21 protein-coding genes, 1 pseudogene and 1 riboswitch are annotated in these 22,395 nt (G+C 65.1%); of the genes and pseudogenes, 10 read left to right on the top strand and 12 right to left on the bottom strand.

Annotated features, from left to right (window positions below):
- Window positions 1-160: 160 nt before the first annotated feature.
- Together LB572_RS04500 and LB572_RS04505 are read right to left on the bottom strand one after the other, a co-directional pair.
- Complete coding sequence (locus tag LB572_RS04500) at window positions 161-1,354, bottom strand: HlyD family secretion protein (protein ID WP_224666876.1); 1,194 nt, start codon at window positions 1,352-1,354, stop codon at window positions 161-163.
- The gene (locus tag LB572_RS04505) at window positions 1,351-1,830 is read right to left on the bottom strand and encodes a MarR family winged helix-turn-helix transcriptional regulator (RefSeq protein ID WP_140801182.1); all 480 of its coding nucleotides are present in this window, start codon (window positions 1,828-1,830) and stop codon (window positions 1,351-1,353) included. The genes LB572_RS04500 and LB572_RS04505 overlap by 4 nt, the downstream gene beginning before the upstream one ends.
- A gap of 606 nt (window positions 1,831-2,436) precedes the next feature.
- Between LB572_RS04505 and LB572_RS04510 the strand changes: the two genes are divergently transcribed.
- Genes LB572_RS04510 through LB572_RS04525 form a run of 4 tightly spaced genes read left to right on the top strand, consistent with a single transcriptional unit; the run spans window position 2,437 to window position 6,381 of the window.
- On the top strand, window positions 2,437-3,852 hold the full coding sequence (locus tag LB572_RS04510; protein ID WP_224666877.1) for a glycosyltransferase family 2 protein: 1,416 nt from the start codon (window positions 2,437-2,439) through the stop codon (window positions 3,850-3,852).
- Entirely contained in the window at window positions 3,849-4,739 is an 891-nt protein-coding gene (locus tag LB572_RS04515) for a glycosyltransferase (protein WP_140801180.1), read from the top strand. Before LB572_RS04510 ends, LB572_RS04515 begins: the two co-directional genes overlap by 4 nt.
- Window positions 4,730-5,476 carry a glycosyltransferase family 2 protein gene (locus LB572_RS04520; protein ID WP_224666878.1) on the top strand — a complete coding sequence of 249 codons (747 nt, stop codon included), beginning with the start codon at window positions 4,730-4,732 and terminating at the stop codon, window positions 5,474-5,476. The genes LB572_RS04515 and LB572_RS04520 overlap by 10 nt, the downstream gene beginning before the upstream one ends.
- A complete protein-coding gene (locus LB572_RS04525) occupies window positions 5,473-6,381 on the top strand; it encodes a glycosyltransferase family 2 protein (RefSeq protein WP_140801178.1) in 909 nt (302 codons plus the stop codon). The genes LB572_RS04520 and LB572_RS04525 overlap by 4 nt, the downstream gene beginning before the upstream one ends.
- A 43-nt stretch (window positions 6,382-6,424) precedes the next feature.
- Here LB572_RS04525 and LB572_RS04530 read toward each other — a convergent pair whose 3' ends face one another.
- The 4 genes from LB572_RS04530 to LB572_RS04545 are packed head-to-tail and all read right to left on the bottom strand — an operon-like array spanning window position 6,425 to window position 9,593.
- Window positions 6,425-7,411, bottom strand: coding sequence for a FecCD family ABC transporter permease (locus LB572_RS04530; protein WP_224667115.1), 987 nt, complete (start codon window positions 7,409-7,411; stop codon window positions 6,425-6,427).
- A gap of 29 nt (window positions 7,412-7,440) precedes the next feature.
- The gene (locus tag LB572_RS04535; protein WP_224666879.1) at window positions 7,441-8,388 is read right to left on the bottom strand and encodes an ABC transporter substrate-binding protein; all 948 of its coding nucleotides are present in this window, start codon (window positions 8,386-8,388) and stop codon (window positions 7,441-7,443) included.
- 33 nt (window positions 8,389-8,421) lie between these two features.
- Window positions 8,422-9,210, bottom strand: coding sequence for an ABC transporter ATP-binding protein (locus tag LB572_RS04540; protein ID WP_224666880.1), 789 nt, complete (start codon window positions 9,208-9,210; stop codon window positions 8,422-8,424).
- A complete protein-coding gene (locus LB572_RS04545; protein WP_224666881.1) occupies window positions 9,207-9,593 on the bottom strand; it encodes a DUF1636 family protein in 387 nt (128 codons plus the stop codon). The genes LB572_RS04540 and LB572_RS04545 overlap by 4 nt, the downstream gene beginning before the upstream one ends.
- Before the next feature lie 89 nt (window positions 9,594-9,682).
- Window positions 9,683-9,889, bottom strand: a riboswitch (cobalamin riboswitch).
- A 232-nt stretch (window positions 9,890-10,121) separates the two neighbouring features.
- On the opposite strand from LB572_RS04545, the pseudogene LB572_RS04550 reads away from it, so the two are divergent.
- Window positions 10,122-10,568 (top strand): annotated as a pseudogene (locus LB572_RS04550) (helix-turn-helix domain-containing protein); the annotation flags it as partial.
- Between the two features lie 117 nt (window positions 10,569-10,685).
- On the opposite strand, the gene LB572_RS04555 reads toward LB572_RS04550, so the two are convergent.
- The 4 genes from LB572_RS04555 to LB572_RS04570 form a co-directional block, all read right to left on the bottom strand.
- A complete protein-coding gene (locus tag LB572_RS04555; RefSeq protein ID WP_224666882.1) occupies window positions 10,686-11,621 on the bottom strand; it encodes a helix-turn-helix domain-containing GNAT family N-acetyltransferase in 936 nt (311 codons plus the stop codon).
- Between the two features lie 338 nt (window positions 11,622-11,959).
- A complete protein-coding gene (locus LB572_RS04560; protein WP_224666883.1) occupies window positions 11,960-13,096 on the bottom strand; it encodes an alanine racemase in 1,137 nt (378 codons plus the stop codon).
- Entirely contained in the window at window positions 13,093-14,373 is a 1,281-nt protein-coding gene (locus LB572_RS04565; RefSeq protein ID WP_224666884.1) for a D-arabinono-1,4-lactone oxidase, read from the bottom strand. The genes LB572_RS04560 and LB572_RS04565 overlap by 4 nt, the downstream gene beginning before the upstream one ends.
- Before the next feature lie 14 nt (window positions 14,374-14,387).
- Entirely contained in the window at window positions 14,388-15,572 is a 1,185-nt protein-coding gene (locus tag LB572_RS04570; RefSeq protein ID WP_224666885.1) for an MFS transporter, read from the bottom strand.
- Between the two features lie 120 nt (window positions 15,573-15,692).
- On the opposite strand from LB572_RS04570, the gene LB572_RS04575 reads away from it, so the two are divergent.
- Window positions 15,693-16,319 carry a TetR/AcrR family transcriptional regulator gene (locus LB572_RS04575; protein WP_140801170.1) on the top strand — a complete coding sequence of 209 codons (627 nt, stop codon included), beginning with the start codon at window positions 15,693-15,695 and terminating at the stop codon, window positions 16,317-16,319.
- A gap of 6 nt (window positions 16,320-16,325) precedes the next feature.
- Here LB572_RS04575 and LB572_RS04580 read toward each other — a convergent pair whose 3' ends face one another.
- Entirely contained in the window at window positions 16,326-17,222 is an 897-nt protein-coding gene (locus LB572_RS04580; RefSeq protein WP_224666886.1) for a LysR family transcriptional regulator, read from the bottom strand.
- A gap of 106 nt (window positions 17,223-17,328) precedes the next feature.
- Between LB572_RS04580 and LB572_RS04585 the strand changes: the two genes are divergently transcribed.
- Window positions 17,329-18,090 carry an SDR family NAD(P)-dependent oxidoreductase gene (locus tag LB572_RS04585; protein WP_140801168.1) on the top strand — a complete coding sequence of 254 codons (762 nt, stop codon included), beginning with the start codon at window positions 17,329-17,331 and terminating at the stop codon, window positions 18,088-18,090.
- An 8-nt stretch (window positions 18,091-18,098) separates the two neighbouring features.
- On the opposite strand, the gene LB572_RS04590 is transcribed toward LB572_RS04585, so the two are convergent.
- Window positions 18,099-18,950, bottom strand: a complete 852-nt coding sequence (locus LB572_RS04590; protein ID WP_224666887.1) for a hypothetical protein — start codon at window positions 18,948-18,950, stop codon at window positions 18,099-18,101.
- A 73-nt stretch (window positions 18,951-19,023) separates the two neighbouring features.
- On the opposite strand from LB572_RS04590, the gene LB572_RS04595 reads away from it, so the two are divergent.
- The 3 genes from LB572_RS04595 (at window position 19,024) to groL (ending at window position 22,071) form a co-directional block, all read left to right on the top strand.
- Window positions 19,024-19,824: a class I SAM-dependent methyltransferase gene (locus LB572_RS04595; RefSeq protein WP_224666888.1), complete on the top strand. Its 801-nt coding sequence runs from the start codon at window positions 19,024-19,026 to the stop codon at window positions 19,822-19,824.
- A 231-nt stretch (window positions 19,825-20,055) separates the two neighbouring features.
- Window positions 20,056-20,352 (top strand): co-chaperone GroES, encoded by a 297-nt coding sequence (gene groES, locus LB572_RS04600; RefSeq protein WP_006203049.1) that lies wholly within the window; start codon window positions 20,056-20,058, stop codon window positions 20,350-20,352.
- A 63-nt stretch (window positions 20,353-20,415) separates the two neighbouring features.
- The gene (gene groL, locus LB572_RS04605) at window positions 20,416-22,071 is read left to right on the top strand and encodes a chaperonin GroEL (RefSeq protein ID WP_224666889.1); all 1,656 of its coding nucleotides are present in this window, start codon (window positions 20,416-20,418) and stop codon (window positions 22,069-22,071) included.
- The last annotated feature ends 324 nt before the right edge of the window (window positions 22,072-22,395 follow it).

Consider the following 22,395-nt stretch of genomic DNA (forward strand, 5'->3'; position numbering starts at 1 on the left):
GCGGATGCCTGCCGCCCGGAAACCTGAGGACCAACGGGTCCGCGCCGAGGTCCCAGCTTTCGAACGAGCCGCCATGCGGCTTGCCTTGCTGATCCTCGCCACTCCTCCCATCGGACCAATCCCCTCGATGCCCGCCGGATCGCGGCCGGCTTCGCTGTCGTTACTGCGCGTGCTCCCCTGCCGTGGCGTTGCCGAAGATCGACGGCAGGCCGCGCGCCACGCCGGTGTCGACGGTGACGGTGGCGCTCATGCCGGTGCGCAGCGCCATCTTGGCATCGGGATCGGTCAGTTCCAGGCGCACGGGAATGCGCTGCGTGACCTTGACCCAATTGCCGGTGGCGTTTTGCGCCGGCAGCAGCGAGAACTCCGCGCCGGTGCCGGCGCCGATCGCCTTGACCGTCGCCTCGAAGGTGCGGCCCGGATAGGTGTCGACGACGATCTCGGCCTTCTGGCCCGGCTTCATGTTGGTGAGCTGGGTCTCCTTGAAGTTGGCGTCGATCCAGGTGTCGCCTGTCTCGACCAGCGCGAAGAGCGGCGTGCCGACGGAAACATACTGGCCGACCTTGAAGGAGGCGGCCTGATAGATGACGCCTTCGGCCGGCGCCCTCACGGTGGTCTGCGCCAGGTCGTAAGCGGCCTTGTCGCGCGCGGCGAGCGCCGCCATCACGGTCGGATGCTTGTCGGTCTCGATGTCCGGATTGCCGCCGAGCGCGGCCTTGGCGCTGACGATGCCCTGCTCCGCGACGGCCAGTTGCTGCTTGGCCTTGTCGAGGTCGTTGCGGGCCTGGTCGAGCGAGGACTTGGCATTGATGCCCTTCTGCGCGAGATCGGCGGCGCGGCCATATTGCGACTGCGCATAGTCGACCTCGCTGGAGGCGGACTTTTCCTGCGCCGTCGCCTGGCTGTAGGCGGCGCGCAACTGCTCGACATTGAGGCGCGCGGCGGCGACCGCCGCATCGGCCTGGGCGAGCGCGATCCTGTAGGGCTCGGGATCGATGACGAAGAGAAGATCGCCCTGCTTGACCAATTGGTTGTCGGCGATGCCGACCTGGACGATACGGCCGGCCGTGTCGGAAGCGACCGAAATCCTGGCCTGCTGCAGATTGGCGTTCTCGGTTTCCTGATAGCGTCCGCCCGTCACCCAGACATACGCGCCGCCGGCGAGCAGAGCGAGCGGCAACGCGACCATCAACAGGAAACGGCCGAGGCGGCGCTTCTTCTTCGGCGCGGCCCGCTGCGGCTCGGGAGCCATCGCCACCGGCGCGGCGACCGGCTGGGCCGGCGCTTCGGCAACCGGCTGCGCCGGCGCAAGCTTGGTGACGTTGTCGTCTTCTACCTTGGCTGCCGCGTTCATGCTGCTGCGCCTTCCGCACTCTTTATCTTTTCCAGGGACGACGTCTCGGCGTCCGTCAAATTCTGCACGATGGTGTCCAGCACGCGGATCAGGACGCGGCGTTCTTCCGCCGACACGCCGGTCAGCGATTCCTCATAGACCTCGCCGGCAAGGCTCTTGACGTCGGCGTAGGCCGCGTTCGCCTTCTCGGTCGGGAAGATCATGCGCACGCGCCGGTCGGTCGCGTCCTGGCGGCGCTCGATCCAGCCGCCCTCCTCCATGCGGTCGACAAGGCGCGAGACGCTGATCGGCTCGATTTCGAGGAGCTCGGCAAGCCGCGCCTGGGCGACGCCGGCCTCCTTGGCGACGCGGACGAGCAGCCGCCATTGCGCCGATGAAAGACCCAATCCACTGGCGCGCGCCTCGAAACGCTTGCGCATCAGGCGCTGCACGTCGTGGATCAAAAATCCCAGTCTATCGATACCATCTGAAACCATGAGCGATACATATAATAAGCGTGCTTACTATTCAAGTGGATGCTTTGCGCCAGAAGCCGGCAAATCGACATATCAGGCATTCGATGCATTCATGGTTAGCGGCCAGTGAAGACGTTGCCGATGCAACCGGCAAAATATCGCGCCTCGGCTTTCCCGGAAACCAATTCACCCTCAATCCAACCCCTGTTGACGGCGGCTCGGGGATCAGGCCAGACTGCCGTCATCCACCAGGCGTTCGGGGGCCTGAACTCAATGCACCAATATATGCAGGCGAAGCCGCGAAGCTGGCGCGGATCGCCTATGTCGACGCGTGTGATCTGACCGTTGGAGAAGGTGGCCGGACACCGGAAGGTCGTCATATGCACGCTTGCGTCGGGCAAACCAGGCTACGCGCTGGCGGCTCACGAGGCGTTGCAATCATTCCTTCGCCACAGCGATTTCGAAATCTATGTGACGACGGATCCAGGCTCGTCCGCCTTGCTTCCGTGCTCGCCGCGCCTTCATCTCAATCTGGTCGACACAACCGGCCAATCCAGCCGGGCCGGCGGCTTTCTCGCCAAATTCGAGGCGCTGGCATGGTGCCTCGAACGGTCAGGCGCGGAGATCGTGCTGCAGGTCGATGCCGATGCCGTGCTCTTGCGCCGGCTTACGGCGCAGGACGTCGCGGACGCCCTCGGCGATCGCGGCATGGCGATGGTCGAGCAGACCGGCATCGCCGGGTCGGCCATGGGCCGACGCGATTTCCTTGCGCATTACCGCAATTACACCCTGGCGTTCGTCGACGGCTCCCTGGCAGCACCAGGCGAAGAGGATTTCCGCTATTTCAACAGCGGCGTGGTGATTGCGCGCGCCGACGAGTTGCGGCGCTTCCTCGACTGGACGAGCGCACGCCTTCGGCTGCTTCCGCCCGACCATGCGATCGGCGGGCAAATGGTGGCCGACCAGGACTATTTCCAGATCTGGACGAACACGCTGGCCCCTGAGCGGCGGCGCGAGCTTCCCTGGCAATGGAACCACTGCCGCCACTGGGATGACGGCTTTCCGCGAGAGGGCGCGCTGATTGCTCATTTCAGCAATTTCTGCAACGGCCCCGACATCGAGGCGGTCGCGGCAATGCACACGCTGGCCGGCGAAGCCCGTATCCCAGCCGCGCCTGATGGCGACAAGCCAGCCGCGCTGGCCTTCGTTATCGTCACACATAATTCGAGCAAGTTGATCGGCTATTGTCTGGACAAGCTTGCCGACCTCTCGGCGCACCTGCCAAGCGAGATCATCGTCGTCGACAACGGCTCGATGGACCACACGCTTGAGAAGATCGCGCGGCCGGGCGTCACGATCCTGCGCAATACGCGCAATGAGGGCTTCGCGGCAGCGGCCAATCGCGGGGCCAAGGCGGCGCGGGCTGACCAACTCTGTTTTCTCAACCCGGATTGCGTGATGACGCTTGCGGCGGCGGAAGCGGCATTGGCGGTTCTTCGGGCAAAACCCGGAGCGATAGCGGTGCCTGATTATGTCGACTGGCATGGGGAACGAACGGCAGGCCGGCAGCCCGGTTATTCGCGGATCAAACTCATTGCCGACATGCTGCACAGTCACGGCAAGGCCCGGCTTGCCGAGCGGCTGAAGCAGTTGCCGGGTTATGACTGCGACAGTTGGAGTTGGCCGCTTGCCGCCGCCCTTTTTACAAGCCGCAGCAGCTTCGCGCGGCTCGGCGGCTTCGACGAGCGCTATTTCTGCTATATGGAGGACGTCGCGATCGGGGTCGAAATGGTCAAGCGGGGACTCGAGATCGTCAGGCTCGACCAGGTTCTGCCGCATTTCGGTCGGCACGGCGCCGACGTCGCTCCCGTCCTGCGCGCGCAGATGCTCAGCACGGCGCGGATTCAGTTTGCCCGCCTGTATTACGGCCGGACTTTCGCCATCGCGCTGACAGCCCTGCGCTCGCTTCTGCACGGTCGTCGTGCGGTCAAGGATGCGCTCCGGCACGGGCGGCGCGCCGTCACCTTCCTGGCAACCGGATGAATTACTACGTCCTGCCCGGCATAGGGATCTACGGCGGCATAAAGGTCGGCTTCCAGTTCGCGCGACTGCTTGGTGAATTGGGCGCTCCAATCGCGGTGGCGACACCCGGCGGCATGGCGCCTCGCTGGTTCGGGTCGGACCGGCCGGTGGTCAGCCGGGAAGAGACCATCGCCAGGGTCGGCAGGGACGACACGCTGATCTTCTCGCTGCCGCACGACTATCCAGTGCTCAAGGCCACGGGCGCCCGGCTGATGTTCCACTGCCAAGGGACGGATCCCCTGATCGACCCCGTGCTGCGGGACAAGGATGTGGTCCTGCTGACCTGCTGGGAGCAGGCCGCGCATTATGTAAACGCCATCGCCGGACGCGAGCCGACAGATGTCGGCATCTCGATCTCCGACGTCTTCTTCCATGACGGCACGCCGAAGGACGAGCGCACGGTCGCCTACATGCCGCGCCGCGGGGCGGCGACAGCCCAGGCCGCGATGGCGCGCGTGCGGCATCTCCACTACGCACCGATCGGCGACAGCGACGAGATCTCCTGCGCCGCCATCCTGAAACGAAGCGGCTACTTCCTGGCCACGGCCGAGGGTGAGTGGTTCGGACTGCCGGCCCTGGAAGCCATGGCCGCGGGCTGCACCGTCGTTTCGGTTCCCGTCCTCGGCGGCATGGAATACCTCAAGGACGGCGAAAACGCGCGGGTCGTTGCTCCGGTCGATCTGCCGGAGGCGCTGGCCGAACTCAGCGCCGAACATGCCCGCGGCGCCCGCGCCATGCTGCGCGAGAAAGGCGCGGCGATGGCCGGCCGCTATCGCATGGCAGCGCAGCGCAGGAAACTGCGTGACGCCATGCAGGCCGGCTTGCGGAACGCCCTTTCATGGAACTGACCGCGGTCATCTCCTCCTACGGCCAGCCCGCGCTGCTGCGCACCTGCCTGATAATGCTTGAACGTGCCTTGGCGCGGGCAGAGCTTCCCAGCTCGGCGATTGTCGTCATGGACAACGGCACCCTCATACCGTACCGCCCCGTCGAGCTCGGCGTCGCCGATGCGCGGATCGTGCGTTTCGACAACCGGCATCCCTTCTCGGTCGCCTGCAACCGCGGGGCCCGCGAAATACCCGCCGCGCGTTATCTCTTCCTCAACAACGACGTCTTTCTCCATCCCGAGGCGCTGCTGGAGATGCTCGACGTCATGCGCGATCATGAGGCCGGGATAGTCGGCGCCAGACTCGTACTGCCCGACGACACGATCCAGCACTGCGGCGTGAGGTTCGATGGTGGCGAGCGCGGGCCCTATCATCAGGACCATGGCAAGCCTAGCGCCATCGTCACCCGGGTGACGAGCTTTCCCCAGGCGGTCACGGGCGCCGCCATGGTGATCGACCATGCCGTCTTCACGGCGCTTGGCGGCTTCGACGAGGTGTTTCCCTTCGGCTATGAAGATGCCGACCTATGCCTGCGGGCACGGCAGCTGGGCGTCCGCATAGCCTGCGCGCAAGGCTGGGATTCCCTGCATCTGGAATCCTTTTCCGACCGGCGGCCCGATCGCCATCAGGCATCGCGACGCCTATTCTTGGAGCGCTGGCGGGGCCGCTACGCAATCGATGGAGACGAGAACGGGTGACGCGGGAACACGCAATATCGCTGATCGTCCATACGCGGGATTCGGAAGCCACCTTGCCGCGGCTCCTGGATGGCACGCGATGGGCGGCCGAGCGTATCGTCGTCGACATGCAAAGCCGAGACAAGACTGTCGAGATCGCCAACGCCGCCGGCTGCCGGGTGATGTTCACGGCGGTCGTCGATGCCGTCGATCCGATCCGCAATCAGTACCTGGCCGAGGCCAGTCATGAATGGATCCTGGTGCTCGATTCCGACGAATACCTCGCGGCAGACGCGCATGAGGCGCTTCAGCAGCTGATCCGCGAGCACGGGGCGAATGCCGACGCCTTCGCCATTCCGCGCTTCAATTCCATCGCCGGCCATGTCATGCGGGGGTCCGGCTTTTATCCCGACCACCAGGTGCGCTTGTTTCGCAGAGGAACCGTGGCGTGGCAGCCCGGGCATCATCGCCTGCCCAAGGTGTTGACCGGCCGCCAACGGCTTCGCCAGCTGGAGCCGCCGCATTGCGTGCACATCCACCACGAGAACTATCCCGACATCGCCTCGTTCATCGCCAAGCAGGTGCGCTACGCGCTCACCGACGACTACGACCCCGATCCCGAAAAATTCGACTTCGGCATCTACCTGGCCGAGGCTCATGCCGAATTCGCCAGGCGACACGAGCCCTCGCAGGACGGTGAGCTTTCGACCGCCGTGGCCACCGTGCTTGCATGGGATCGCATCATGCGCGGGCTGATCCATTGGGAACGGCTTGGCCGCCGGCAGTCGCTCAACGCCGCCTTCTCGCTGCCGATCTCAATCGCAGCGGCGCCAGGCAAACGCTCGCGTCCAGGCACGCCGCTGCGCAACGTTCCGCGCGAGATCGGCCGATGGATCCGCAGGGAGATGTTGGGCCGACGGAACTGAACGACCAGTGGCGCCTGCGCAACTGTGCCCGAAGACCGGGAGGTCATGGCCGACGTCGCATCAACATGGTGACGACGAAGAAGGCGCCGAGCGAGCTGGTGATGATACCGATCGGCAGTTCCTGCGGCGGCAAAAGCGTGCGGGCAAGCAGATCGCTGGCCAGAAGCAGGATCGCGCCGAACAGCGCGCAGGTCACTATCAGGGGCCGGTGCAGCGGACCGGCCAGCGGCCGGCCGAGATGCGGGATCATCAGGCCGACGAAGCCGATGACGCCGGCCACGGCGACGAGAATGGCGGTCGCCAGGGCAGCGACGAGGAATGTCGTTCGACGCATCCTTGCCACCGGCACGCCGAGGCTCTCCGCGGCGCTTTCGCCGGCGAGGAAGGCATCGAAACGGCGGTGGTTCCACAGGCCGTAGGCAAGGATGATGCCGGCACCCAGCGCCGCCAGGCCGATATTGTCCCATCGCGCAAGACCGAGCCCGCCCATGGTCCAGAACAGTACCGAATGCGCGGCGCGCTGGTCGCCGGCGAAGACGAGATAGTTGGTCAGCGCGGTGAACAGGAAGGAGACCGCGAGGCCGGCAAGGATCAGCCGCTCCGGTCCCTGCCCCCTCACCCGCGGAACGAGCAGGAGCACGATCGCCGCTGCCAGCATGCCGCCTGTGAAGGCGGCGAGCGGGAGCGTCCAGATGCCGAAACTGTCGCCAAACACGGTGATGACCGAAACGGCGCCCGCGGCCGCGCCCGAGGACAGGCCGAACAGGAACGGGTCGGCGAGGTCGTTCCTGGTGACGGTCTGCAACAGCGCGCCGACAACGCCGAGACCAGCGCCGACGGCGATCGCCAGCAGCGTGCGCGGCAGCCTCAAGTCCACGACGATGCTGCCGACCGGGCCGGATGGGCTCTGGCTGTCGAGCCCCGCCGCATGCGCCAGCGCGCCGACGACCTCGCGCAAGGGTATCAGCGTCGAGCCATAGGCGATCGAAAGCAGCGCGAGCGCGACCAGCAGGATCGCGCCCAGCGCCATCGCCAGGACGAAGGGCTTGCGGTGTGGTCTCAAAACGCTTCCGGATGCATGGCCCTGGCGATCTTGCCGATCGCCTCGATATTGGCGGGTCCGGGCGTCAGCTCGGCGTAGCGCAGCGCAACGAAGCGCTCGTTCCTGACGGCGTCCGTCTCTTTCATCGCCGGGTGGACTTTAAGGAAATCGAGCAGCTTCCTGTAGCCGCCGCCATCCTGGTAATCGAGCAGGATCAGGAACTGCGGATTGCGCGAGGCGACCGTTTCCCAGTCGGTGTTGCCCCAGCTCGTCTCCATGTCGGCCATGATGTTCTCGCCGCCCGCGGCAGCGATCATGGCGTTGGGAATGGCGAACTTGCCGGCGGTGAAGGGCTTGTCCTCGCCGGAATCGTAGAGGAACACGCGCGTGCCCTTGGCGCTGCCCACTTTCGCGGTGATGCCGGCGAGCTCGGCCTTCCAGCCGTCGACCAGCTTTTCGGCCTCCGCCTCCTTGCCGAAGATCTTGCCCAGCTTCTCGACGTCGCCGTAGAGCAGGTCCATCGAGGCGGCGGGACGGTTCTTGTCGAGATGGACGCAGCTCTCGGTCAGCACCAGCGTCTTGATGCCATGTGGGGCAAGCGTGTCGGGGGTGACCTCGCCGCCCGGCTTCATGCCGTAGTACCAGCCGGCGAAGAAGAAATCCGGCTGCACGGCGACGAGGTTTTCAAGCGTCGGATATTTCGGCGCCAGCTCCGGGATGGCGCCCTGCTCGGCCTTGAACTCCGGGCCGACCTTGTACCAGCCGGTGATGCCGGTCAGCCCGACGATCGACGGCTGCAGCTTCAGCGCGAAGGCCATCTCGGCCATGTTGAGGTCCTGGATTACAGCGCGTTTCGGCGGCGCGTCGAAGGTGAGCGGCTTGCCGCAGCTGTCGACGGTGACTGGGAAAGCGAAGGCGGCCGGGGCGACGAGCGACAGGGCCAGCGACAAAGCGAGGCGTTTCACGGAATGATGCTCCTTGTTTTGGGGTGGGCAGGTTCAGGATGGCGACGACGCGCGCGTGGGCAGCTCGAAAACGGTGAGCTCGCGGTCCTCGGTCGGGTGCCGCAGGCGCAGCACATCGATGCCGAACACCTCGCGGATAAGCGGCTGCGCCAACGCCTCGCGCGGCGGCGCCAGCGCATGCAGCCGGGCGTTGCTCATCACCGCGACGCGAGTGGCGAAGGGCGCCACAAGCGCGAGGTCGTGCAGCACGGCGACCACGGTCATGTTGAATTCGGCCACCAGCTCGAGCAGTTCTGCGCGGGCGCGCGGGTCAAGGTGATTGGTCGGCTCGTCGAGGAACAGGATCTTCGGCTCTTGCGCGATGGCACGGGCGAGCTGCGCGCGCTGGCGCTCGCCGCCGGAGAGCGAGCCGATGGCGCGCGCAAGCAATGGCAAGAGCCCGGTTCGGCGCAGCGCCTCGACGACGATGTCGCGGTCGTCGTGCCGGCGCCTCAGGCCGGCGTGCGGGACGCGGCCAAGCTCGACATAGTCGATGAGCGCCAGCCGTGGATCGGGCTGGTCGGTCTGGCCGACGACGGCGATGCTGAGCGCCCGCTCGGCGGCGGTGATCCTGTCCAGCCGGCGCCCGGCCAAGCGAACCTCGCCGCGGCTCGGCGACAACGCCCCGCACAACATGCGCAGCAGCGTCGTCTTGCCGGCGCCGTTCGGGCCGATGATGGCAAGGCGCTCACCCGCCGCCAGCGACAGGCTGAGATCCTCGACCAGGGTCCGGCCGTTTGCCGTGGCGCGCAGATCGCGGGCTTCGAGCAGGGGCGCGCTCACCGGACTTGCTCCGTTGCCTTACCCGCGGTGGGGATGCGCGCCAGTATCTTGCCGGCGAGCCTTGCCGGACGCTGGCCGGAATTGCACCAGCCGTCGGGCAGCGAGGCATAGAGCCTGGCGAATTCGACCAGCGGGCCGGCATCGGTGCCCCTGTCGATGGAACCGAAGAGATAGGTGGCTTTGCCTTGCGCCTTGAAGGCCACGGTCAGCGGCCGCGCGCAGCCGGCCATGCAGTCGATGGTCTCGATGGCAAAGGAAGGTGTCTGCCGCAAGGAGAGCCTGGAGCGAAGGTCGGCGCATAAATCCCCGCCGGACCTCAGCCCGGTCAGGGTGTCGCGGCACAGCGAACAGACGATGATACGATGGCTTGAGGCTTCCAACATTTCCGTCACTTTCCAAAATGGCGACGGAAGGATGCTGGGCGAGCCGGCCGACAGGACGGTGCCCGCGTCTCCTCCCGGCACACCCCGTCCGGTCAACTCGTGTCGATGGCAGGTCTCCTGGCTCGCGGGTCGCTGCGCCATCCGCCTTCCCAGCCTTGCCGGCCAGTGGCATTTCGGATGGAGCTCGCCGCTCACAGTTGCGGGGGCAGCCACGGGTTCGACCCAAAGCGGATCTCACCGTGTTCCCTTTTCACCCCTCGCCTTGCGGCTCGGGGACCATGACGCAGCCATCGTAGGTTGTCGCCGTCCGAGTCGCAACGGGCCTCTGTCCGCTCCTTGCGCGAGAGACGTGGCGGGATCGTCGTGTCGTTGCCGCAAGTTTCTGACCCTTTTTGATATGTAATAACATTACCAACTAGCCTACGCTACTTGGCCTGTCAACGTCGTTCGACTTCGCTTGAAACGCAATTTCGATCAAACTGGCGCGCGGCGCGGCGGCTAGGGTCGGCCTGCCAAATGCGAGGAACCATGAACCCGACCGAGAAAGCGCTGTGGTTTGTCGAAAGCCACCTGCCCGACGCCATCAGCCTCGACGAAATAGCGGCAAGCAGTGGCGTGTCGCGCTTCCATGTGACGCGCGCCTTCGGCGCGGCCACGGGACGATCGGTCATGGGCTATATGCGGGCGCGCCGCCTGAGCGAAGCGGCGCGCAAGCTGGCCGGCGGCGCGCCCGACATTCTTTGCGTCGCGCTCGATGCCGGCTACGGCTCGCATGAGGCGTTCACGCGGGCTTTTCGCGAGCAATTCGGCACCACGCCGGAGTTGGTGCGCGCGCAAGGCTCGACCCAAAACCTCGACCTCGTGGAGCCCATTCTGATGGACAGTTCGCTTCTCACCGCACTCGAGCCGCCGCGCTTCGAGACCAGCCGCCCCTTCCTCATCGCCGGCCTCGGCGAGCGTTATCGGGCGGGAACGGAGCTTCCATAAGGCGGAAGGGAGCGGACTTACCGGGTGCCGCTCCAGGTCCTTTTCGACCATTTCGTGATAGCATTGCAGACTGGTTCGGGCAAACGCTGCTGGGCGACCCGCGAACTAAAGCTCCAGGTTCCAGGTCTGGCCGACCAAGTCCTTGCCGAAGGAATGATGGCGTTCCTCGTCGACCAGCCTGAAGCCCGCTTCCTGGTAGATGCGGCGGGCCGCGCCCAATATGTCGTTGGTCCAAAGCGTCAGCGTCCGATAGCCCTTGGCGCGAGCGAAGGTGATGCACTCGTCGACCAGCCGCGCGCCGATGCCGAGGCCGCGCGCCGATGGTTCGACATAAAGCAGCCTGAGCTTCGCGACCTTGGGCGATTTGCGCACGACGAAGACCGAGCCGACCACCTCGCCTTCGCGCTCGGCGATCCAGCTTCGCTCCCATTGCGGGACGAAGTTCTTGACGAACTCGCCGAGGATCTCAGCGACCAGCGCCTCGAAGGTCTCGTCCCAGCCATATTCCTGCGCATAGAGCATCCCCTGGCGACGCGTGACCCAGCCGATGTCGCCGACCTGCAACGGCCGCAGGATATACGGCACCTTCGGTTCGGGCCTGTCGCCAAGCAGATCGTGGACGGTGCGCATGGCCTTGACCAGCCGCTCCTGGTCGGCCGGCGCCAGGCGATCGAGCAGCGCGCGCACCTGGTCGTGCGAATCCTGGTTGAGCGGCGCGAAGGCCTGGCTGCCCGCCAGCGTCAGCGCGATCGAGGCGCGGCGCGCGTCGGCCTCGCTTGCCTCGCGCTCGACCAAGCCGCGTTCCTCGAATTTTTTGAGGAGACGGCTGACATAGCCGGGGTCGAGGCCGAGATCGCGCACCAGGTCGCTGGCGACCAGCCCGTCACGATTGGCAAGTTCATAAAGCACCCGCGCCTCGGTCAGCGAGAACGGGCTCTTCAGCAGGCCTTCGTCGAGCAGGCCGATCTGTCGCGTGTAGAAGCGGTTGAAGGCGCGCACCGTATCGATGCGTTCCTTGCCGGGATGATCGTGGATGGTCATGGGAAGTCCTCCTGTCTTGGACAGGATCAATCATTTAGTTGACTGAGTCAATAAAATGCTTGTGGCGAGCCGCCTCACAACTTCGTCATTCCAGGGCGGAGCAAGGAGCGGAGCGACGCGCGCAGACCCTGGAATCCATGCCGGGACGGTGGTCAGGGAGTGCTACGCCGCAGAACGGAGTTCATGGACCCTGCATCAGGTGCCAAGGATCCAATTCGTTGCATAGCGGAAAGGTAACGGAATGGATTCTAGGGTCTGCGCTCCGCTTCGCGTCGCTACGCCCTGGAATGACGAGGTTGCCGGAAGGCCAGCGCCAAGTACGCCCGCAGTGGTGCCCCTCACCCCATCGGCAGAACCGGCCAGAACTCCACGATCCGTCCGCCGGCGAACACCGCAATCGCACCGAAATGCTGGAGCACGGCCTCGCTCTGCGTCGGCCGCAGAAAGGCATAGTCTCCCGGCTTCACGTCCACTCTCGCCGGCAAGCCCATCAATTGCTGGTTGGAGGAAAGGCCCATCAGGCCGTTCGGCTTCATGCCTTCGGGAAACACCGGCTCGGCCATCCACTTGCCGCCATAGAGGTAGCAGCCCTTGCGCGGAAAGAGGCCAAGCGCCTGCAAGGCCGTGGACAACCACGCGGGTCCCGGCAGCAGCGCATCACCCGTCTTCAGGATCGGCGTTGTGATGAAGGCGGCTGGCTGGAGGCCGTCCAGGCCGGGCGTGTCGAAATCCTTGGGCAGCACGAAGGCCGAGCCCATCGAGACTTCGTTGGCGACTGCCGCGCCATGCAGCAGCGCCGTCTTCGAGCCGCCGATGTTGAGGATGCGGCGCTGGTCTGGCTCCAGCGCCGCGACGAACTCCGCGGCCTTGGCCGAGGCCTGCTTCAGCGCCTTGGCCGCTCCACCGAACAGACCAGGAATCTCCGGCGCATGCGCCTCATAGGCCATGATGCCTTCGCAGTGCAGGCGCTCCGGTATCGTCAGCGCCTTGATCTGCGCGGGGTCTGCAAAACCGCCGCGATGCAGGCCGACATCCACCTCGAAGGCAAAGCGCAATTCGGTGTCGAGCGCGGCGGCCATGGCGCCATATTCGGCTAGCCTCTCCGATGTGTCGATCAGCCAGCAGACGCGCGACCACCAGCCAGCGCCGCCCCTGGTCAGCGCGGCCTTGGCGGCACCGACCGGCATCGGCTTGCCGTAGAGCAAGTCGCCCTCGGGAAAGGCGTCAAGCACGGCCTGCGACACCGGCGGATGGAAGGTCATGAAGCGGTCGGTGCCAAGCGCCCTGGCGATATGCGAAAGCAGCGGCACGCAAGGCAGCGACTTGTCGACCAGCCGCACGCCAAGGCCTGGCGCCAGCCTATCCTTCACCAGCGCGATGTTGCGGTCCAGCCGGTCGCGGTCGAGCACCAGGCAGGGCCGGAAAATGTCGGCGGCCCTCAATGCTTCGGACAGGGCAGCAAAATAGGCGTTCATGGTTGGATGCCGAACAGGCCGGCCATATAGGGCGAGACGAAACGGTTTTGCGGATCGATGTCTCGGCGCACCGCCATCGCGTCGTCCCAGCGCGGATAGAGTTTTTTGAAATCCGCCGCCCTCAGGCTATGCATCTTGCCCCAATGCGGCCGGCCGCCATATTTGCGGAAGATCGGTTCGGCGGCGCGCATGAAGGGCAGCGGATCGTTGGCCGCATCATGGTGGATGGCGATCGAGCAGGTCAGCCTCTTGTGGAAAGGCGAAAGCCAGAATTCGTCGGGCGCCACCGAACGCACCTCCATCGGGAAATAGACTTCCGGAAAGTGCTTTTCCGTCAGCGCGATGATCTCGGCCAACGCTTTGGGACCTTCCTCGTAAGGCAGGTGGTACTCCATCTCGTTGAATTTGGTGCGACGGTCGCTGGCGTAGACGTTGAGCCAGTCCTGCACATAATCCTCGGAGGACACTTTCTTCACCGCGCCCCGGATCAGCGCGCGGCGCAGCGACGGCAGCCAGCGCAAGGCCGTGCGCAGCTTTCGCAGTGTCGCCAGCCCTTCCTCATCGTCCTCGGTCGGCCGCGCCGTCGTCGGCGCGTCGCTGATATCGCTGGCGATGAACTGCACATAGTCGGCGAAGGGGATGTAGTAGAATTCCGCCGAGCGATGCGCGGCCATCATCGTCTCGAAATTCTTGAGCATGTCGCCGACCGGCAGCACCCATTTGCGGCGGCGCAGCCGATAGGTCGCAATGTTGTTCACCGCCACTTCGGTCAGCACGCCGAAAGCGCCCAGCGCGACGCCGGTGGCGTGGATCATATCCAGGTCGTTCGCACGGCTGAACTCACGCAGCTTGCCTCGCCCATCCACGAGTTGCAGCGCCTCGAGCTGCGTGTGATAAGCGCCGAGCGTCGGGCCTGAGCCATGCGTTGCGGTGCCCAGCGCGCCGCCGATCGCCTGCTTGTCGATGTCGCCCATATTGGGCAGGCCCTGGCCGATGTCCTGGAGGATGTGCATCAGGGCGCCGAGCCGCGTTCCCGCCCTCACCCGCGCCCGGTTGGCCGCGGCGTCATGCGAGACCAGCCCTTCGATCTTCTCCAGCGAGACGATGGTGCCCTCGGACTGCACCAGCGGCGTGAAGGAATGGCCGGCGCCGGCGACGCGCAGCGGACCGGGCGCCGAGCGCACCAGCTCGGCCAGTTCGCCGGCATCGGCCGGCGTCGCGATCCGCTTCGGGGAAGCCTTGACGAAGCCGGACCAGTTGCTCCAGGCGTTTGCCATATTGGTTCTCCCGCTCAGGCCCGGCCGCGGCGGCGCGCGACCAGCACGAAGACGCCGAGCAGAAGCACACTGGCCAAAGCGGTGGCGGCGGCGAATTCGGGCACCGGCCGGAAATTCGCGCCGTCGATCAGCAGCGAGGCGGCGATCGGGCCGATGGCGAGGCCGAAGAGTTGGGCTGCCGGCACCAGGAGCACCGCGGTGCGCGTCTCGTCGGCGGTGATGGCGAGGCGGATCTGGTAAGGCACGATGAAGAGCAGGATGAAGCCCATCACCAGCGCCACCGCCCAGAACACCGAAACCCCCGGGCTGGAAGCGAGCAGAACCGAACTGATCGCCGCGACGATGCCGATGATCGTGATGGCAAAACGATAGTCGATGCGCGCCTCGAAGACAGTCGCGGTCAGGGCGCCGATCACCTGCGCGGCCAGGCTTGCCGAAACCATCAGGCCGACGGTCCGGCCGTCGATCCCGAACTGGGCGCCGATGGGCTCGAGGAAAGCCCAGACGGCGCCGAAGAACATGAAATAGCAGAAGATCGACAAGAGCGCGGTGATCGCCGGCACGGTCGCGACATTGGCAAACTGCTCTTCCTTGGGCAGGTCGGCATAGTCGTCCGGCACGGTCCAGGCGACGATCAGCGACAGCAGGCAGACGATGCCGAGCGCGATGAAGCCGCCGGCCGAACCCGCTCTCGGCACCGCATAGAGCGCGAGGATCAGCGCCAGCGCGCATTGCGCCAAGGTCTGCAGCGTGACGAAATAGCCGCCGATGCGCTCGGCCCGGCGCGAGCGGGCGATCAGCTCCGTCGCGACGGCGACCAGCCCGCCCTCCGCCAGACCGGCCAGCGTGCGTGCGCCGATCAGCGTATTGGGACTGCCGGCATAAGCAGTCCAGAAGTTGGCGAGCGCCAAGAGCACGAGCAGCACCGCGCTCTTCCAGCGCATGTTCCTGGCGGGGAGCAGCATCGCCACGATCGCCGAGCCGATGGCGATCGCGATCATCTCGGCGGTGGCGACCAGCGCCAGCTCGTCGCCGCTGACATGGCCTTCCGTGTAGAGCGCGCCGAGCAGCACCGGCTGCAATCCGAGGATGAGCAGGCCGACCGAGCCGATCCATAGCGCCGAGGCCAGTTGCAGGCCGGTCGGGTTGCCGACAAGCCAATCGCCGTTTTCCGCTTGCACGGCTTGCGATGCAGTCACGAGGTGCCCTCCCTTGCAGCTCGATCGAAAAACTGACAAGTTGTCAGCATTTGGCGAAACTGATACTTGATCATGTTTCTTGTCAACCGCGAATTCGCGAGTTCTCACGAGATTTGGCGCATGACGCAGATTAGGCGAGCGGCGACGGAACCGCGGCGAAGGCCGAAACAGGAGCGCAGCCGCGAGCGCATCGACGCGATCCTCGCCACCACCATGCGGCTGATCGGCGAAAAAGGCATCGACGCGGTGACGATGAAGGAAGTCGGCGCGCTGGCCGGCGGGCCGATCGCCACCGTCTATCATTATTTTCCGAGCAAATCGGCGATCCTGGCGATGCTCTACGAGCGGTTTTCCGAGGAAAGCCGCGCGCGTTTCGGCGCGATCATCGCCGGGATAAGCGGGCCGGGCGACGTGACCGCGGCGGCCGACCGGCTGCTCGATGATTATTACGGTCGCGTCGCGGCGGACCCGGCGATCCAGGACCTGCAGAACGCCATCCAGGCCGACAAGGCATTGCAGCATCTCGACATCGCCGAGACGCGGCATCAGGCGAAGATGTTCTGCGACCATGTCGCGCCGATGCTTAAAGCCGAGCAGCGCGAGGCGTTCGGGCGCGTGGTGTTTCTGATCTTCCAGCTTGCCGGCGGCGTCGTGCGGCTGGCGCTGACGCAGGACAAGGAAGAAGGCCGGCGCACGATCGAGGATTATCGCTCGATCATCCACACGCAGTTGAAGCTGTTTCTCTGAACGCGATCAGGCGTCTAGCTTCGGCCCCAGAATCTTGACCAGCCAATCCACGAACACTCTCACCCGCGGCGACAACTGTCGGCTCGGCGGATAGAGCACCGAGATCGGCGTCGGCGTCGGAGGGTTGCCGGGCAGCACCTCTACCAGCCGGCCGGCATCGATGTCGGCGGCAAAGCGGCGGCGCGGCGCCTGGTAGAGGCCAAACCCCTGGCGCACCAGCGTGGCGGCGGTGTCGGAATTGGAAACCGTGACGCGCGACGGCAGCACGATCTCGCGGATCTTGCCATCGACGGTGAACTCCAGCGGCATCACCTGCCCTGTGCGAGACGAAACAAAGCCGATCATCATATGCCCGGCAAGCTCCTCCAGGGTTTTCGGCAGGCCGTGGCGCTCGACATAGGCGGCGCTGGCAAGCGTTACCTCGCGCGCCATGCCGATGCAGCGCGCGATCATGTCGCTGTCGGGGAGCGTGCCGGCGCGGACCACGCAATCGACGCCCTCGCGCACCAGATCAACGAAGCGGTCACCCTCGCCGATATGCACGCTGAGCCCGGGATAGCGGGTAAGCAGCGCCGGCAGTTCTGGAATGACGAGTGTGCGGGCCATGTTGCCGTTAATGTCGATGCTCAAGCGCCCGCGCACTTCATGCGCGCCGAAGGCGCCTTCGGCGTCCTCGATCTCGGCGAGGATGCCGATGCAGCGTTGGTAATAGGCTTCGCCGTCGAGCGTCGTCGTGACATGGCGCGTGGTGCGCCGGAGCAGTTGCACGCCGAGCCGCTCCTCGAGCTGCTTGATCGCGGCGGTGGCGCTGGAACGCGGCAGGCCGAGATCGGCGGCGGCCGCGGTGAAGCTGCGCCGCTCCACGACGCGGGTGAAAAGCCGCATGCTGTCGAACCGATCCATGGCCGATTGTTCGCACAGATTGAATAGTGTTGGCAATCCATGCCCGATTATATCGCTCACTCAGGCGAGTATATGCATCTCCATCCAGACAGAAGGAGATTTCGCCATGACCACCCGTCCCATCGCCCTCATCACCGGCGGCAGCCGCGGCCTCGGCCGCAACACCGCGCTCCACCTCGCCCGCAAGGGCGTCGACGTCATCGTCACCTATCGTTCGCGCGCCGATGAGGCGAAGACCGCAATCGTCGAGATCGAGGCCGCCGGCGGCCGTGCCGCGGCACTTGAACTCCACACCGGCGCCGTCGCCACTTTCCCCGCCTTCGTCGCGGCGCTGAAGCAGACGCTGCAGGAGACTTGGCAGCGCGACCGTTTCGACTATCTCGTCAACAATGCCGGCACCGGCCTGCGCAAGATGATCGCCGAGACGACCGAAGAGGAATTCGACACGCTGATGAACACCCATCTCAAGGGCGTGTTCTTCCTCACCCAGGCGCTGCTGCCGCTGATCAACGATGGCGGCCGCATCATCAACATCTCCAGCGGGCTGGCCCGCTTCGCAGCGCCCGGATCGTCGGCCTATGCGATGATGAAAGGCGGCATCGAGGTGTTCACGCGCTACCTCGCCAAGGAGCTCGGCCAACGCGGCATCACCGCCAACACTGTGGCGCCCGGCGCGATCGCCACGGACTTCAACGGCGGTCATGTGCGTGACAATGCCGAGATCAACCGCATGGTGGCCGGCGTCACCGCACTTGGCCGCGCCGGGGTCGCCGACGATATCGGTCCGATGATCGCGTCGCTGCTCTCCGACGACAATCGCTGGGTCAACGCGCAGCGGATCGAAGTGTCGGGCGGCATGAACATCTAGGTGATCGGTTATGTGACTTGGCGGATCAACCCTTCGAAGCCGTCGGCAAGATTGGCGTTGCCGGCGGCGATGAAGCTCGAAAGGTTCCTGGCGCGCCCGGGGGTCTTGTTGGCATCAAGCAGCACCGCTTTGCCGTCATGCATCACGAAATCGAATTTTCCGTAATCGAAGCCAAGCTGGCGCCTTAGCGCGCGAAGCTCGTCCGGCACCGGAACCGCCTCGCGGCGGATGGTGTCGTCGCCCTTGACGAGGCTTTGCGGCGAGACATGGCGGGTGCAGCGCTCACGCTCACCGCAGAACAGCCAGAACCGTGCGCCGAAGCCGTCTGGTTCGGGTTCGGGAATGAATTTCTCGACGACTAGATCCTGACGTTCGAAGACCTCGGCCGGAACGTCGGCGAGCGAGGCATGGATCTCGTATTTGTCGAAAGCTTCGACGCCGGGAAACGGCATCGGCTTGGCGGCGCGCCGCGCGCGCTGGTTCAACTGCTGTTCCGGCGTTCCCCAATGGTTGAGGCTGCTCTTGACGATGACCTGTCCCTTCCAGCCATCGCCCCGGCCAATGGCGGCGCCGCTGACGCGGCGCTTCGAAATGTCTGTGGCGCCGAGATTGAGACAGAAAGGAAAGCGGCGCGCATAGTCGGCGTACTCGGGCGGCGTCACGGTCACGTCGAGATGCAGCACCGCGATATCGGCGGCCGGCTTCGCCGAGGTGCCTTTCAATATCTGCACCGAATGGCCGCGGCGCTTCAGTTCTTCCAGCACGTCGAAGAGCATGTAAGGACTGTCGCGGCGCATCAGCAGCCCGCGCCGGCTCTGGAAGCGGTCGAACTCATGCGTGATGACCGCGATGCGCGCCATTGTTCCTCACTTGGCTTATCAAGTGCCGTCGATTATTCGATCGAATACAACGCGCTACCGGGCTGGGGTTTGCATGACGGAGCATTGGAATGCAATTCGCAAACATTGGCAGCTGCTCGGCTCGCCCCTGCGGCCGCCGGCGGAGGTGGTCGAAACCTATGACCGGGAGCTCGACCTTGCGCGGTCGCATGTCGTGATGCTCGGTGTGACGCCGGAGCTCGCCGGGCTGGGCGCCACGATAACGTCGGTCGACGAGTCCGCCGCCATGATTGCCGGCATCTGGCCTGGCGACACCGATACGCGCAAGGCGATGCAGGGCGACTGGTTCGATCTGCCGTTCGGCGATGCAAGCGTCGAGGCACTGATCGGCGACGGATGTCTCTCGGTCATCGGCGCCGCCGAGCTCAGGCGCAAATTGTTCGCGTCGATCGCGCGTGCGCTCAAGTCCGACGGCCGCGCCGGCATCAGGCTTTACGCCTCTCCCGAGACACCGGACGACCCGAAGGATGTCCGCGCCATGGTGCTCAGCGGCGGCGTCTCGACTTTCCATGAGCTCAAATGGCGCGTGGCCATGACCGCGATCGGCGGCGCGCCCGACTACATCATACCGGTGACTGGAATTCTCGAGCAGTTCGATGCGCTGTTCCCCGACCGTGCGGAGCTTTCGGCTCGCACAGGCTGGGAGCTGCCGATCATCGGCACCATCGATGTCTACCGGAACTCGTCCGTCGTCTACAGTTTCGCCCCCGCGGCAGCGCCGATCGAGGAAGCCCGGACCTTTTTCGATGATGTCCGGCTGGCCTCGACCGGCACATACGGGCTCGCCGAGCGGTGTCCGCTGCTGGTGCTGCGCTCGCCGAGGCGCCGGGACTAACGGACGAGATTGCTCGTCAGTGTCTCGCGACAGCCGGCGCTTTTTTCGTGCTGGCGTTTCGCGCAAGAAAAATTTCGCGCCGCCGCCCCCTTGCGCGCGCCTTGACTCTCGCAAGGCGCCAGCCTATTTCAGCGCCACGTTAGCACTCGCCCCAAGTGAGTGCTAACCGATGTCCGGCGGCCTCGCCGGATGGAGGAACAGTTCTCACCGTTCTCATTCGAGGAAGAAAACATGGCAAAGTCCAAGTTCCGCCCGCTTCATGACCGCGTGGTCGTACGCCGGGTCGAATCCGAATCCAAGACCGCCGGCGGGATCATCATCCCGGATACGGCAAAGGAAAAGCCGCAGGAAGGCGAGATCATCGCTGTCGGCTCCGGCGCCCGCGACGAAGCCGGCAAGCTGGTTCCCCTGGACGTCAAGGCTGGCGACCGCATCCTGTTCGGCAAGTGGTCGGGCACCGAAGTCAAGCTCAATGGCGAAGACCTTCTGATCATGAAGGAATCCGACATTATGGGCATCATCGGCTGATTATCGGCCTCATCGTCAACTGAATTCCGGGCTTGATCGCAAGCCCTTGCCAGGAGCTAAAACATGGCTGCTAAAGACGTAAAATTCTCCCGCGACGCCCGTGAGCGCATGCTGCGCGGCGTCAACATCCTCGCCGACGCCGTGAAGGTCACGCTCGGCCCCAAGGGCCGCAACGTCGTCATCGACAAGTCGTTCGGCGCCCCGCGCATCACCAAGGATGGCGTCACCGTCGCCAAGGAAATCGAGCTTGAAGACAAGTTCGAAAACATGGGCGCGCAGATGGTCCGCGAAGTTGCTTCGAAGACCAACGACATCGCCGGCGACGGCACCACGACCGCGACCGTTCTGGCGCAGTCGATCGTTCAGGAAGGCCATAAGGCGGTTGCCGCCGGCATGAACCCGATGGACCTGAAGCGCGGCATCGACCTCGCCGTCAGCGAAGTCGTCACCGCCCTCGGCAAGGCCGCCAAGAAGATCAAGACTTCGGAAGAAGTCGCCCAGGTCGGCACGATCTCGGCCAATGGCGACGAGTCGGTCGGCAAGATGATCGCGGAAGCGATGCAGAAGGTCGGCAACGAAGGCGTCATCACGGTTGAGGAAGCCAAGACCGCCGAGACCGAGCTGGAAGTCGTCGAAGGCATGCAGTTCGACCGCGGCTATCTCTCGCCCTACTTCGTCACCAACGCCGACAAGATGGTTGCCGAGCTCGAGGACGTCTACATCCTCCTGCACGAGAAGAAGCTTTCCAACCTGCAGGCCATGCTGCCGGTTCTCGAAGCCGTCGTGCAGACCTCCAAGCCGCTGCTCATCATCTCGGAAGACGTCGAAGGCGAGGCCCTGGCCACGCTGGTCGTCAACAAGCTGCGCGGTGGCCTGAAGATCGCCGCCGTCAAGGCTCCGGGCTTCGGCGATCGCCGCAAGGCCATGCTGGAAGACCTCGCCATCCTGACCGGTGGCCAGGTCATTTCGGAAGACCTCGGCATCAAGCTCGAGAACGTCGGCCTCAACATGCTCGGCCGCGCCAAGAAGGTGTCGATCTCCAAGGAGAACACCACCATCGTCGACGGCGCCGGCAAGAAGGCCGAGATCCAGGGCCGCGTTGCCCAGATCAAGCAGCAGATCGAAGAGACCACGTCGGACTACGACAAGGAGAAGCTGCAGGAACGTCTCGCCAAGCTGGCGGGCGGCGTTGCGGTGATCCGCGTCGGCGGTGCGACGGAAGTCGAAGTCAAGGAAAAGAAGGACCGCGTTGACGATGCGCTGAACGCGACCCGCGCGGCCGTGGAAGAAGGCATCGTTGCAGGCGGCGGCGTCGCGCTGCTGCGCGCTTCGGCCAACATCAAGGCCAACGGCGTCAATGCCGACCAGGCTGCCGGCATCAACATCGTTCGTCGCGCACTGCAGGCTCCGGCCCGCCAGATCGCGTCGAACGCCGGTGCGGAAGCCTCGATCGTTGCCGGCAAGATCCTCGACAACAAGGGCGCCACCTTCGGCTACAACGCCCAGACCGGCGAGTATGGCGACATGATCGCCATGGGCATCGTCGATCCGGTCAAGGTCGTTCGCACGGCTCTCCAGGACGCGGCTTCGGTCGCCGGCCTGCTCGTCACCACCGAAGCCATGATCGCGGAGGCTCCCAAGAAGGAGTCGGCTGGCGGCGGCATGCCTGGCGGCATGGGCGGCGGCGGCATGGGCGGCATGGGCGGCATGGATTTCTAAGAAGTCCTACCCATCGCACATACGGAAAGGGCGCCGAAAGGCGCCCTTTTTCATTGAAATATGCTCATGGCGGCGAAGGGAGATTGGCGTATCCTTCGCAACTTCGTCATCCACGGGCGAAGCAAGGAGCGCAGCGACGCGCAGACCCGAGGATCCATGCCGTGACGCTAAGGCGTTGCAGCGGTTCAGAATTCTGCCCTGCCGTGTTCCATAGCGAAGGTCGCGGCATGGATCCCAGGGTCTTCGCGACGCCGCGTCGCGGCTGCTTCGCACTGGGATGACGACATACGGATTGTTCCGGCCAATCGCCGCCGCCGGAGCACA

The sequence above is a fragment of the Mesorhizobium sp. BH1-1-5 genome (assembly GCF_020165615.1).
Classification (GTDB): domain Bacteria; phylum Pseudomonadota; class Alphaproteobacteria; order Rhizobiales; family Rhizobiaceae; genus Mesorhizobium.